This is a genomic window from Streptomyces sp. NPDC004838 (assembly GCF_053600955.1).
Window position 1 is genome coordinate 235,289 of the sequence record NZ_JBSGAW010000007.1, and the last position, 13,062, is coordinate 248,350.

The window sequence follows — 13,062 nt, forward strand, 5'->3', positions numbered from 1 at the left end:
GATCCGCATGGAGGAGCTGGATCGTCAGATCGTGGAGTTGCTCGTCAAGGACGGGCGGATGAGCTACACCGACCTGGGCAAGGCCACCGGGCTGTCCACGTCGGCGGTGCATCAGCGTGTCCGCCGTCTGGAGCAGCGCGGAGTCATCCGAGGCTATGCGGCCGTCGTCGACCCCGAGGCGGTCGGGCTGCCGCTCACCGCGTTCATCTCGGTCAAACCCTTCGACCCCAGCGCCCCCGACGACATCTCCGAACGCCTCGCGGACGTACCGGAGATCGAGGCGTGCCACAGCGTGGCGGGCGACGAGAACTACATCCTCAAGGTGCGCGTCTCGAGCCCGCTCGAACTGGAGAACCTGCTCTCCCGCATCCGTACGCTCGCCGGGGTCTCCACCCGCACCACGGTCGTCCTCTCCACCCCTTACGAGGCCCGCCCGCCGAGCGTCTGAGGCACTCACCGGGCCGTGCCCCCACGCATCCCGTCCGGCTCGCCCAGCCCGGTACGCGCCCGCGCCGCGCCGTCGGGCCGGTCCGAGTGCGTCCGGTACGAGGACGGCCTCTGCCTTGCGACTGCACACATCCGGACTCAGCGGGCCCGCCGGGAAACCTCTCCGGTCACGGCAATAGGCTGGTGCCATGAGCCACAGCACCGCCCCCGCCACCGGCGGACACCGCACCGTCCTGCTGCGCGGTGGAGAAGTCCACAGCCCCGCCGACCCCTTCGCCACCGCGATGGTCGTCGAACGAGGGCAGATCGCCTGGGTGGGATCGGAGGGGGCGGCCGACGCCTTCGCCGACGGAGTCGACGAGGTCGTCGAACTCGACGGCGCTCTCGTCACCCCCGCGTTCACCGACGCACATGTGCACACGACGTCCACCGGTCTCGCCCTCACCGGCCTCGATCTGTCGGGCGCGCGGAGCCTGGCCGAGGCCCTCGTTCTCGTACGGGAGCACAGCGCCGCGCATCCCGCGGACAGGGTGCTCATCGGCGGCGGCTGGGACGCGGCGCGCTGGCCCGAGCGACGGCCTCCGTCCCGCGCCGAACTCGACGAGGCGACCGGCGGCCGTCCGCTCTATCTGCCCCGTGTCGACGTCCACTCCGCCGTCGTCACCACCGCCCTGCTCGATCTGGTGCCCGGTGCCGAGAGCCTGAACGGCCATCATCCCGACGGCGACGGCCTCGGGGGCCCGCTCACCGACGCCGCTCACCACGCCGTCCGGGCCGCGGCCCACGCGGCCGTCACCCCCGCCCAGCGGGCGGCGGCCCAGCGCGCCGCGCTCGACCACGCCGCGTCCCTCGGTATCGGCACCGTCCATGAGTGCGGCGGACCCGACATCTCCGACGAGGACGACTTCACGGGTCTGCTGGCACTCGCCGCGGCCCGGCCGGGGCCACGCGTCGTCGGCTACTGGGCCGAACAGATCGCAGATGCGAAGGATGCCCGGCGGATCCGCGAACTCGGAGCGCTGGGCGCGGCCGGGGATCTGTTCGCCGACGGCTCCCTCGGCTCCCACACCGCCTGCCTCCACGCCTCGTACGCCGACGCGGACCACACGGGTACGTCGCGTCTCGACGCGGCGGCCGTCGCCGCCCACGTCGCCGCCTGCACCGAAGCCGGGCTCCAGGCCGGCTTCCACGCCATCGGGGACGCCGCCCTCACCGCTGTCGTGGACGGGGTCAGGGCCGCCGCCGAGAGCCTCGGCCTCGCCCGTGTGCGGGCGGCCCGGCACCGCGTGGAGCACGCCGAGATGCTCACCCCCGAGACGATCGCCGCCTTCGCCGAACTCGGGCTCACCGCCTCGGTGCAGCCGGCGTTCGACGCGGCCTGGGGCGGTGACGACGGCATGTACGCCGAGCGCCTCGGCGTCGAGCGGGCCCGCACCCTGAACCCGTACGCGGCGCTGCTGAGGGCCGGGGTGCCGCTCGCCTTCGGCTCCGACAGCCCGGTCACCCCGCTCGACCCGTGGGGCACCGTCAGGGCCGCCGCCTTCCACCGCACCCCCGAGCACCGGGTGTCCGTGCGCGCGGCCTTCGCCGCCCACACCCGTGGCGGCTGGCGGGCGATCGGCCGCGACGACGCGGGGATCCTGGTGCCCGGCGCTCCCGCCGACTACGCCGTGTGGTACGCCGGGGAGCTCGTCGTCCAGGCCCCCGACGACCGGGTCGCGCGCTGGTCGACCGATCCCCGTTCGGGCACCCCCGGTCTGCCCGACCTCACGCCGGGAGCCGAACTCCCGTTCTGCCTGCGCACGGTGGTCTCCGGACAAACTATCTTTGATCGTCCAAACGGGTGACGTCCGGACATTTCGCACCGTCGGTCCATGATGGAGCGCTTCCGCCGCGACCTGCGGATCTTCGGTGTTGGTCGGGCGAATTGGGCAAAGCGCGCAGATCGCACGACTGTTGACATGGAGCGCCCACGGGCGGGTAGGTTCGGCCGAGTCCACCACAGGACGTCCGACCGGCGAAACCACCGAGCAAGTCGTCGAACGCCGCTGGGCCATGGGACAGTGCGCCGCACCGGGGCACTGCCACTGGGAGCCAGGTCCAGCGCGCGCGCCTCGGGGGCGAGGGAAGGTTTCAGCCGGACGGCAGGTGTGACCCGGATGGGGCCCGGCGTTCAGTAGACAACGGCTCTCGGTCGACCCGCAGCCAGCGGGTCCCAGGTCGGCCCGAAGGACGCTGGGCCCCGATCCGCACGCATATCCGCCTTCTCCGCCTTCTGTATCCTTGACAACTTCCGTGCCGGTGAAACCCGGGTGCCCCCGCGGCGGCGCCCGCGTCCCCGTGCCGGCGCTGCCCCCTCCCGGCGATCGCTAAGGTGGGGCTCTGTGCACGATGCTGAAGGGGCGGCAGTTGAACGAGGGCGCTAAGGGCGGCGAAGCCCAGAGGCGGTACGGCCCGCTCGGTCGGACCTTGGTGATCATCCCGACCTACAACGAGGCCGGGAACATCAAGAAGATCGTCGCCCGGGTGCGCGTGGCCGTGCCCGACGCCGACGTGCTCGTCGCCGACGACAACAGTCCCGATGGCACGGGAAAGCTCGCCGACGAACTGGCGGCCGAGGACGGCCGGGTGCGCGTGCTGCACCGGGCAGGCAAAGAAGGGCTCGGCGCGGCCTATCTCGCGGGCTTCGCGTGGGGCATGGAGCGCGACTACGGCGTACTGATCGAGATGGACGCCGACGGTTCCCACCAGCCCGAGGAACTGCCCCGGCTGCTGACCGCCCTCAAGGGCGCCGACCTCGTCATCGGCTCACGCTGGGTTCCCGGCGGACGGGTGGTGAACTGGCCCAAGCACCGCGAGTACCTCTCCCGGGGCGCCAGTACGTACTCCCGGCTGCTCCTCGGTCTCGCCGTCCGGGATGTCACCGCGGGCTTCCGCGCCTTCCGCGCCGAGACGCTCCGGGGGCTCGGGCTCGCGAAGGTGGCCTCCGAGGGCTACTGCTTCCAGGTCGACCTCACGCGCCGCGCGGTGGCGCTCGGGTTCCATGTGGTCGAGGTCCCCATCACGTTCGTGGAACGGGAAGTCGGCGACTCCAAGATGAACCGGGACATCGCCGTCGAGGCGCTGTGGCGGATCGCGGCCTGGGGCGTCTCGGACCGGACGGGCCGGCTGCGCGGCCGTTCGGCCTCCTGACCGGGGGACCCGGGCCGTCCACCCCTCGGACGGCTCTTGATCGGGGGACCCGGGCCGTCGACCCCTCGGGCGGCCGTCCTTGATGATCACCCGCTGATGCCGCTCCGACGGCCGTACGGGCACACTGGGAGCATGACGACCGGCTCCGTACCCCCGATGGCCCCCAAGAGCTCCCGCGCCCGCCGCTTCGTTCCCCTCGGTGTCGCCGCCTGGGTGGTCCTGGAGATCTGGCTGCTGATCCTGGTCGGCGAGGCCGCCGGGGGGCTGACCGTCGTGGCCCTCCTCGTCGGCGGCGCCGTTCTCGGCGGCGCGACCGTCAAGCGCGCCGGGCGCAATGCCTTCCGCACGCTGACGGAGACCCTGGAGCAGCAGCGGAGCGGCCGGATGCCGTCGCCCGAATCCGGAGGCGGCGGGAACGGCAACGGCTTTCTGATGCTCGGCGGGCTGCTGCTGATGCTGCCCGGACTGATCTCCGACGTGCTCGGACTGGTTCTCCTGGTGCCCCCCGTCCGCACCCGCCTGAGCCGGTTCGCCGAACGGTCGCTGGAGCGCCGGATGCGCACGGCGACGGCCGGCACCCTGGGCGACGCCTTTCAACAGGCCCGTATCCACCGCCCCGACGGCAAGATCGTTCAGGGCGAGGTCATCCATCACGACGAGCCCGGGGGCGGTCAGGGGCGGCAGGGCGGTCAGGGCACCGACGGCCCCAGGCCGCCGCTGACGCCCAACTGAACCTCCGCCTCCACGAAGGACCGGGGTCGTCGCCCCGCCCGGACGCCCCGGTTCCGGCCTCTACCGGGCTGGAGCGGGGCTCAGCGGCGCTCGAAGGGGGCTTCCGGGGCCGGTGGCGGCCGGGGCCGGTGAGGGATCGCCTCCACCGCGACCGCCTCGCGACCGCGGCGGACGAGAGGCTCCCCGCTCCTGCTCGTGCGGCGAGTCGGGCACGGCGCCAACGCGCACGCGGCACAACAGCCGCGGGCTGTGACACACGCTCGGTGTGTCACAGCCCGCGGGGCTCGTCTCGCCTGCTGCTGGTGTCGGTGGTGCGGAACAGTGTTCAGTGCGGAACAGTGGTCGTCATCGTGCCCGCGCCCCCCTCGCACGTGGTGATCACATGCTCGGACGGGCGAGGGTCAGGCCGACTTGCGGCTGTCCCTCGGATGCACGGCGATGTTCATGGCACCGGAGCGCAGAACCGCCAGCCTCTCGGCCAGCACCTCCTCCAGCTCCTCACGGGTGCGCCGCTCCATGAGCATGTCCCAGTGCGTCCGCGCCGGCTTGCCCTTCTTCTCTTCGGGGCCGTCCCCGTCCACCAGGAGTGCCTGGGCGCCGCACGCCTTGCACTCCCACTCCGGCGGAATCTCTGCCTCGACCGAGAACGGCATCTCAAACCGATGTCCGTTCTGGCATGCGTACTCCACCGCCTGGCGCGGGGCCAGATCGATGCCGCGGTCCGTCTCGTAGCTGGTAACCACGAGGCGCGTGCCGCGGAGAGCTCGCTCACTCATGAATCGTGCCTCCCGGGCTTGTCGCCCACAGGACAGGTGTCGCTGTCGTCGTCATCCGGTCAACGTCCGGTCGGCCGTAAAGATTCCCGTTACGGGTCATGCGTCGCCCGTCGTGCCGCTGCTTTCCCATATGTGGGATACCCACCAGTGCCCGGTTTGTCACATCTGACAGAAAGTGTCACCCAGGGACATCGCTTTCTCGGTGCGCAGTAACGGTCCGCCTGGCAGGCCGAACGCGTACACTACCGCCCTTTCACTTCAACGTCTAAATCCGGTCCGGTACCGGGTTCCCCGCGGCGGCTGCCGCGCGCCGTACCGGAACTCTCGCGAGCAGCACGAAGCCCAGAGTGAAGAAGATCACCAGGGAGATGATCGCGTCACGATAGCTGCCCGTCAGCTGATAGGCGAGGCCGAAAACAAGCGGTCCGAGCCAGCTGAGGCCCCGGTCGCTCATCTCGTACGCCGAGAAGTACTCCGCCTCCTTGCCGCGCGGCACCAGATGCGAGAAGAGCGACCTCGAAAGCGCCTGGCTGCCGCCCAGGACCAGCCCGATCGCCGCCGCGAGCCCGAAGAACCACACCGGAGAGCCCGCCGGCAGGAAGAAGCCCGCCACCAGGATCAGCGTCCACACGGCCAGCGACGCCAGAATGACCCGTTTCGCGCCATGCGTGCGGGCCAGCCGCCCCAGTAGCAGCGCCCCGGCCACCGCGAGGATCTGCACCAGCAGCACCGCGACGATCAACGTCGTCTGGTCGAGCCCCAATTCCTCGGAGCCGTACACCGACGCCTGGGAGATCACGGTCTGGATGCCGTCGTTGTAGAAGAGGTACGCCAGCAGGAACGAGAGCGTCAGCGGGTGCCGCCGCATGTCCTTGAGCGTCGCCGCCAGCCGGCGCCAGTCCGAGCCGACCGCGCCCTCGCCGCCGGGGGCGATCCGCCGGTCCCGCAGACGGCGCAGCGGCACCAGGGTGAAGGCGCCCCACCACAGACCGGCCGAGGCCAGACAGATCCGTACCGCCGCCGACTCCGACAGCCCGAACGACTCATGGTTCGTGTAGAGGACGAGATCGAGCACCAGGACCAGCGCGCCCGACGTGTAGCCGAACGCCCAGCCGCGCGAGGAGACCGCGTCACGCTCGGCGGGCTCCGCGATCTCGGGGAGATACGCGTTGTAGACGACCATCGACACCGACAGGGACGCGTTCGCGACGATCAGCAGGAACGCGCCCAGCAGATATCTGTCCCCGTCGAGGAAGAAGAACCCCAGGGTGGCGGCGGAGCCCGTGTACGCGGTCGCCGCCAGCAGCGGCTTCTTCCTGCCGGTGCGGTCGGCCCGCGCCCCGGCCAGCGGCATCAGCACCACCGCCAGGACCACCGAGACCGACACCGCGTACGGGAAGACCGAGCCCGCGCGCACCGGAATGCCCAGGGGATGGACGAATCCGTCGGCGTCCGCCGCCGCCTTCGCCACCGACGTCAGATAGGGCCCCAGGAACACGGTGAGGACGCTCGTCGAGTAGACGGAGCAGGCGAAGTCGTAGAAGTACCAGCCGCGCTGTTCGCGTCCGCGCTGCTCCGTGCTTTCTGTCGGTACGGCCACCCCGGCGGCCATCAGCGCCCCCTCGCTCGTCCTGCGGTGCGCGGGCACGGGTCAGACCCAGACCCCCCGGTCGGTGAGCACCGTGCGCAGTGTCTCCAGATGATCGGTCATGATGCCATCGACGCCGAGGTCCAGGAGGGCTCCCATCCGAACCGGGTCGTTCACCGTCCAGACATGCACCTGAAGCCCCCTGCGGTGCGCCGCCCGGACGAACTCGTGGTCCACCACCCGGATCCCGCCCCGCGCCTCCGGCACCTGGGCGCAGACCGCGCCCGCCCGTACCGGCCCCGGAATCCCGGCGGAGCGCAATCGCAGCCCCAGCACGCCCCGCACCCCGTACGAGGTCGCCAGCCGGGGGCCCGCGAGACGTGCGGCCCGCGCCACCCGGCCCTCCGAGAACGAGCCGACGCACACCCGGTCCCACAGTCCGGCCCGGCGCACCAGATCCACGAGGGGCGTCAGCGCGGACTCCGCCTTGAGATCGACGTTCCAGCGGGCAGCGGGAAACTCCTCCAGCAGCTCCTCGAAGAGCGGCAGCGGCTCCCTGCCCGCGACCCTGGCCCGCCGCACCTCGCTCCAGGACAGTTCACGGATCCGGCCCCGAGCGTCGGTCACCCGGTCCAGCGTCGCGTCGTGGAAGGCGACGAGCCTGCCGTCCGCCGTGGTGTGCACATCCGTCTCGAAGTAGCGGTAGCCGAGAGCCGCCGCCCGGCGGAAGGCGGCCGCGGTGTTCTCCAGCCCGTCCGCCGTGCCGCCGCGGTGGGCGAACGGCAGGACCGAGGGATGGTCCAGATAGGGATGCGGAGGGCGTCGCGTGCGAGTCACCGACGCAGTATCGCCCGCCGGGGTGTCCCGGCGGCGACCACCGGGTTGCCGCCGCCCTCACCGGAGACGGCGAACACCCGCAGGAACAGCTGGGCCAGCGGCCCGATCGCCAGCGCGTACGCGACCGTGCCGACGCCCACCGACCCGCCCAGCAGGAACCCGGTCCCCACCACGGCCACCTCGATGCCCGTACGGACCAGCCGGATCGAGCGGCCCGTGAGGCGGTGGAGCCCCGTCATCAGACCGTCGCGCGGCCCCGGACCGAAACGCGCCGCGATGTAGAGGCCCGTCGCCACCCCGTTCAGCACGATGCCCGCGACCATCACCGGGATCTGCGCGGCCAGTCCGCGTGCGTCCGGGACCAGGGCCAGCGTCCCGTCCATCGCCACGCCGATCACGAAGACATTGGAGACCGTGCCGAGTCCGGGCCGCTGCCGGATCGGGATCCACAGCAGCAGCACCACCGCGCCGACGATGATCGACACCACGCCGATCGTCAGCCCGGAACGCTCGGACAGCCCCTGGTGCAGCACGCCCCAGGGCTCCAGTCCGAGACCGCCGCGGACCATGAGCGCCGAACTCGCCCCGTACAGCGCCAGCCCGGTGTACAGCTGGAACAGCCTGCGCGTCAGATGCGCGGACCCGGAAGAGTTCACAGACGGCACAGACGGCACAGACGGCACAGACGGCACAGACGGCACAGGCAGAACAGACGGCACAGGCCGCACAGCCCGCGCGGTCTGCGGAGTCCGCGCATCTCGCGGTGATCCTCCGGAGTCCGGAGGGCTCGGCGGTTTCGGGGATCCCTGGTCCTCCGCGGACTCCGTGTCTGCCACCGTGACGCTCCCTCTCTGGCGATAGTGGACTGGCCCATGACACTCTGTGGCTACGGAACCAGGGGCAACCATGGCCAATTCAAGGAAGGTGGACTGATTTCTATGAGTCGTTGGACCTCGGCGGTGGGTGCGGCGCAGCTCGCCCGGCAGCTCACCGCCCAGCAGCCCCGCCCGGCCGGACCCGGCACGCGCAGACCGCCCGCCTACCGCGCCCTCGCCGACGGCATCCGGCTGCTCGTCCTCGAAGGCCGGGTCCCGGTCGCCGCTCGCCTCCCCGCGGAACGGGAACTCGCGCTGTCGCTCTCCGTCAGCCGTACGACGGTCGCCGCCGCGTACGAAGCGCTGCGGACCGAGGGCTTCCTCGAATCGCGCCGGGGAGCGGGCAGCTGGACCGCCGTGCCGGCCGGGAACCCGCTGCCCGCGCGCGGACTGGAACCCCTGCCCCCCGAATCACTCGGTTCCATGATCGACCTGGGCTGCGCGGCCCTGCCCGCGCCCGAGCCCTGGCTCACCCGCGCCGTACGGGGAGCGCTGGAGGAACTGTCGCCGTACGCCCACACCCACGGCGACTACCCGGCGGGCATTCCGGCGCTGCGCCAGATGCTCGCCGACCGCTACACGGAGCGCGGCATCCCCACCATGCCCGAGCAGATCATGGTCACGACGGGGGCCATGGGCGCCATGGACGCCATCTGCCATCTCTTCGCCGGGCGCGGCGAGCGCATCGCCGTCGAGTCGCCTTCGTACGCCAACATCCTCCAGCTGATGCGCGAGGCCGGGGCCCGTCTGGTGCCGGTCGCCATGGAGGAAGGGCTCGGCGGCTGGGATCTGCCCCGCTGGCGGCAGGTGCTCAGGGACGCGGCGCCCCGGCTCGCCTATGTGGTGGCGGACTTCCACAACCCCACCGGCGCGCTGGCCGACGAGGACCGCCGCCGCCGCCTCGTGGACGCGGCACGCTCGGCCGGTACGGTCCTGGTCGTCGACGAGACCATGGCCGAACTGCATCTGGACGACGGGATCGAGATGCCCCGGCCCGTCTGCGCCTTCGACCCGGCCGGCAGCACCGTTGTCACGGTCGGGTCGGCGAGCAAGGCGTTCTGGGCCGGGATGCGCATCGGCTGGGTGCGGGCGGCCCCCGATGTGATCCGCTCCCTCGTCGCCGCCCGCGCCTACGCCGACCTCGGCACCCCGGTGCTGGAACAGCTCGCGATCCACTGGCTGATGCGGACCGGGAGCTGGGAGGAGGCCGTCTCCGTCCGGCGCGTCCAGGCGCGCGAGAACCGTGACGCGCTGGTGGCGGCGGTGCGGCGGGAGCTGCCGGAGTGGCGGTTCGCCGTGCCCGGGGGCGGCCTCACGCTCTGGGTGCGGACCGGGGGGCTTTCGGGCTCCCGGCTCGCCGAGGTCGGGGAGCGGGTGGGCGTACGGGTGCCGTCCGGTCCGCGGTTCGGGGTCGACGGGGCCTTCGAGGGCTTCGTGCGGCTGCCGTTCACGGTCGGGGGGCCGGTCGCGGAGGAGGCGGCCGTCCGGCTGGCGGCGGCGGCCCGGCTCGTGGAGACGGGAGCGACGACCGGGACGGAAGCGCCGCGCACCTTCGTCGCGTGACGGCGTCCCGCACCCTGGTGACATGACGCCGGTGCGGCGGGGCGTCGCGTGACGGGAAGCGGCCGCCCGTTCTCGCATGGGCGACCGCTTCTCGCGACTATCTGATCTGTCCTGTTTGTCGGGTTTCTTGTGCTGGTGATGCCGGGTGCCGTCAGCCGTCAGCCGTCAGCCGGTACCGGGGCGGTGGTGGCCGTGTCCGCCTCGTCGGGCGTCCCGACCGGTTCGGGTTCCCCGGTGATCCGCTGCAGCCGTGGGGGCAGCAGTTCCAGCACGGCCCGCCGGTGCCCCTCGCTGGTGGCGTCGTCGTACGGGTCCGGGGTCGCCGGCACCTGAAGCCTGAGCACCGGCCCGTTGCCCAGCCGGGCGTAGCCGCGGCCCGGCGGGACGTCGGGCGTCGGGGTGGTGTGCGGGGCCGCCCCGAGCACGGCCGCGACCTCGTCGAAGCCGACGGACCCGAGGACCACCCGGGCGCGGGTATGGGTCCGTACGACCTCGGTGAGCATGTCCAGGCTGTCGAACTGCTCGGCCACCACCACCGTGACATGCGCGGCCCGGCCATGGCGCAACGGCACCTGGAGCAGTTGCTGGGGATCGGTGTGCCCGTCGGCCGCCGCCAGATGCCCGAGGATGCTCGGCCTGTCCACCAGGATCCACAGGGGCCGCTTGGTGTCTTCCGGCGAGGGGAGCCCGGCCTGCCGGGCACGGTTCGCGGCGATCAGCCGCCGTTCGGTCTCGTTCGCCGCCCACTCCAGACTCGACAGCGCGCCGGCCAGCGCGCATTCGACGGCCAGGACGCCCGAGCGCCCGGTCAGACACGCGTACTCGCCGGTTCCGCTGCCCTCCACGATCAGCACGTCCCCATACGGGAGCGCCTGCAGGGCGATCGAGCGCAGCAGGGTCGTGGTGCCGCTGCCGGGTTCACCGACCGCCAGCAGATGCGGCTCGGTGGAGCGGTGACCGGTGCGCCAGATCACCGGAGGCGCGTCACGGGTGACCGCGCCCTCGGTCACGGGCACGGTGCGCTGCACCGCTCCGGCGTCGGTGAAGCCCAGCACGGTCTCGCCGGGGACGGTGACGAAGCGCTGGGCGGCGACGGAGGTGGGCAGCGCGGCCAGAACGCTCATCACGAGCTGGTTCCCCTCCTCGTCCCAGGTGAAGCGGTACTCGCGGCCCCGGCCCGACTTCGCGTGCAGCAACTGCTCGATGCGGGCTCTGGACTCCGCCTCACCGTCCGTGAAGTACGCGGGGTACGTGATGCGCAGCCCGGTGAGCCGGCCGCTGTCGTCGAACGTGGGGTCGGTGAAGGCGCTGGTCCACTCGCCGCCGTGGGTGAAGACCGGAGCCGGGTCCTCGGGAACGGAGAAGTAGGGCACCAGGGCTTCGTAGATCGACTGGAGGCGTCCGGCCTCCGCTTCGTCGGGACCGGTCTGGACCGGTGTGCGCACGCGCCCCTTCCAGGCGGCCGCGCCCATCAACGCGATCAGGGCCGTGAGGGGCCCGTACGGGATGAACGCGACCACCAGGACGCAGGCCGCCACCGTGAAGAGCGTGGGACCACGCTTCTCCTTCGGGGTGTCGGCCCACTTCTGCCGGGCGATGCCCGCCAGCTGCCGCAGACCACGGGCGATCGTGATGAGCGGATGGAGGACATCGGTGGCGCTGTCGGCGGCCGTGCGCGCGATCTCCCGGCCTCGGGCGATCTGCGCGGTTCCGTTGCTCAGAATGCGGGGGAGAGGTCGCCGGCCCACATCGTTCTCCTGGAGGTGCTGAGGCTGGGTGTGCGGGAATAGCGGGAAAAGGGGGCCGGGGTCAGAACTTGATCCCGCCCAGGAGGCTGGCGAGGCTCTGGCTGCCGGCCGTGATGCTGGGGGCGATGGCGGTGCCCGCCAGGAAGAATCCGAAGAGAGCGCATGCGAGGGCGTGGGACGCCTTGAGGCCGTCCTTCTTGAAGAACAGGAAGACGACGATCGCGAGCAGGACCACGCCTGAGACGGACAGGATCATGAGTGGTTCTCCTGGTTGAGGGGACAGTCACCATGAGTACTTCCAACCTCACCGGAGGTACATATGTGATTAAAGGTGCAAATGGGTGAAAATTCTGTATTTTCACTGCACTGGGGGAAGGCCGGCGGTGCCCCGAGGGGCACACATCGCGGACGCGGGGCACAGTGCCTCACCGTCGACTTTCCGGTTTCCGGTGTACGTCCCCGACGTGTCGACGCACGCCGGGTCCGGTCGACGTGCCACGACGGAGGGCCTTCCGCGTATCACGCGGAAGGGGGGTGGGGCGTCCCGGTGCGGCACATGTCCACCTGCGGGTGATCTTGGCTGCGGGCGCCGCGACCCCGTACGTTCACCGGCAGTACCCTGTCCGGTACTCGTACGGCTGTTCCCGCCGCACGCCCAGGCCATTGCCGTGAAACGCGCAGCGAAAGGCGGTCCGACCATGAACGAGGACCCCGATCCCGAGGTGATCGAACTCGCGACGAAGGTCTTCGACCTGGCGCGCCGGGGAGAGGCCGAGGCCCTTGCCGCGTACGTCGACGCCGGAGTCCCGGCCGACCTCACCAATGACCGCGGCGACACCCTCGTCATGCTCGCCGCCTATCACGGCCACTCCTCCTCGGTGGCGGCCCTCCTCGACCGGGGTGCCGACCCGGACCGTCCCAACGACCGGGGCCAGACGCCGCTCGCCGGCGCCGTCTTCAAGGGCGAGGACGACGTCATCCGCGTTCTCCTCGACCACGGAGCCGATCCCTCCGCCGGAACTCCGTCCGCCGTGGATACCGCGCGGATGTTTGGGAAGACAGAGCTACTGAAGCTGTTCGGCGGTCCCTGACCGAGACCGTCGGCACACGCAGGCAGGCACCCCGCGACACCTCCCGCAGGTCAGGGGGAGGGGACGTCGTAAATGTGGTCGCGGTGGCGATATGGGTGGGTCATCATGACGTCGGGCCCTGTCCTGGACATCACCGGGAGTTCCCCTGGGGTCCACCGACGAGAGGCGAACAACATGGTCTACACCAAGCGGGCGACGCGGATCACGACGGGC

General features: G+C 71.5%; 12 protein-coding genes. 6 read left to right on the forward strand and 6 right to left on the reverse strand.

All coding sequences use genetic code 11. The features are described 5' to 3' along the window. Positions 1–7 precede the first annotated feature (7 nt). The 4 genes from ACWEFL_RS11165 (at position 8) to fxsA (ending at position 4,371) form a co-directional block, all read left to right on the forward strand. The gene (locus ACWEFL_RS11165) at positions 8–448 is read left to right on the forward strand and encodes an Lrp/AsnC family transcriptional regulator (RefSeq protein ID WP_451710371.1); all 441 of its coding nucleotides are present in this window, start codon (positions 8–10) and stop codon (positions 446–448) included. A gap of 187 nt (positions 449–635) precedes the next feature. Beyond that, complete coding sequence (locus ACWEFL_RS11170) at positions 636–2,294, forward strand: amidohydrolase (RefSeq protein WP_451710373.1); 1,659 nt, start codon at positions 636–638, stop codon at positions 2,292–2,294. A 562-nt stretch (positions 2,295–2,856) separates the two neighbouring features. After that, positions 2,857–3,639: a polyprenol monophosphomannose synthase gene (locus ACWEFL_RS11175; RefSeq protein ID WP_451710375.1), complete on the forward strand. Its 783-nt coding sequence runs from the start codon at positions 2,857–2,859 to the stop codon at positions 3,637–3,639. A 132-nt stretch (positions 3,640–3,771) separates the two neighbouring features. Beyond that, positions 3,772–4,371, forward strand: coding sequence for an FxsA family membrane protein (fxsA, locus tag ACWEFL_RS11180; RefSeq protein WP_451710377.1), 600 nt, complete (start codon positions 3,772–3,774; stop codon positions 4,369–4,371). A 401-nt stretch (positions 4,372–4,772) separates the two neighbouring features. Here the strand turns inward: fxsA and ACWEFL_RS11185 are convergent, their stop codons facing one another. From ACWEFL_RS11185 to yczE, 4 genes are all read right to left on the reverse strand, one after another. Beyond that, positions 4,773–5,147: an RNA polymerase-binding protein RbpA gene (locus tag ACWEFL_RS11185; protein WP_003959706.1), complete on the reverse strand. Its 375-nt coding sequence runs from the start codon at positions 5,145–5,147 to the stop codon at positions 4,773–4,775. Positions 5,148–5,412: 265 nt separating this feature from the next. Further along, the gene (locus tag ACWEFL_RS11190) at positions 5,413–6,759 is read right to left on the reverse strand and encodes an MFS transporter (RefSeq protein ID WP_451710446.1); all 1,347 of its coding nucleotides are present in this window, start codon (positions 6,757–6,759) and stop codon (positions 5,413–5,415) included. Positions 6,760–6,798: 39 nt separating this feature from the next. Further along, positions 6,799–7,572: a glycerophosphodiester phosphodiesterase family protein gene (locus ACWEFL_RS11195; protein WP_451710379.1), complete on the reverse strand. Its 774-nt coding sequence runs from the start codon at positions 7,570–7,572 to the stop codon at positions 6,799–6,801. After that, a complete protein-coding gene (gene yczE, locus ACWEFL_RS11200) occupies positions 7,569–8,228 on the reverse strand; it encodes a membrane protein YczE (protein WP_451710381.1) in 660 nt (219 codons plus the stop codon). The genes ACWEFL_RS11195 and yczE overlap by 4 nt, the downstream gene beginning before the upstream one ends. Before the next feature lie 282 nt (positions 8,229–8,510). Here yczE and ACWEFL_RS11205 point away from each other — a divergent pair, with 282 nt between their 5' ends. Further along, positions 8,511–10,010: an SCO1417 family MocR-like transcription factor gene (locus ACWEFL_RS11205; RefSeq protein ID WP_451710383.1), complete on the forward strand. Its 1,500-nt coding sequence runs from the start codon at positions 8,511–8,513 to the stop codon at positions 10,008–10,010. A 158-nt stretch (positions 10,011–10,168) separates the two neighbouring features. On the opposite strand, the gene ACWEFL_RS11210 is transcribed toward ACWEFL_RS11205, so the two are convergent. Both ACWEFL_RS11210 and ACWEFL_RS11215 read right to left on the reverse strand, forming a co-directional pair. Continuing rightward, positions 10,169–11,758, reverse strand: coding sequence for a hypothetical protein (locus ACWEFL_RS11210; protein ID WP_451710385.1), 1,590 nt, complete (start codon positions 11,756–11,758; stop codon positions 10,169–10,171). Between the two features lie 61 nt (positions 11,759–11,819). Continuing rightward, a complete protein-coding gene (locus ACWEFL_RS11215) occupies positions 11,820–12,014 on the reverse strand; it encodes a hypothetical protein (RefSeq protein ID WP_451710387.1) in 195 nt (64 codons plus the stop codon). A 442-nt stretch (positions 12,015–12,456) separates the two neighbouring features. Here ACWEFL_RS11215 and ACWEFL_RS11220 point away from each other — a divergent pair, with 442 nt between their 5' ends. Then, complete coding sequence (locus ACWEFL_RS11220) at positions 12,457–12,849, forward strand: ankyrin repeat domain-containing protein (protein WP_451710389.1); 393 nt, start codon at positions 12,457–12,459, stop codon at positions 12,847–12,849. Positions 12,850–13,062: the final 213 nt, after the last annotated feature.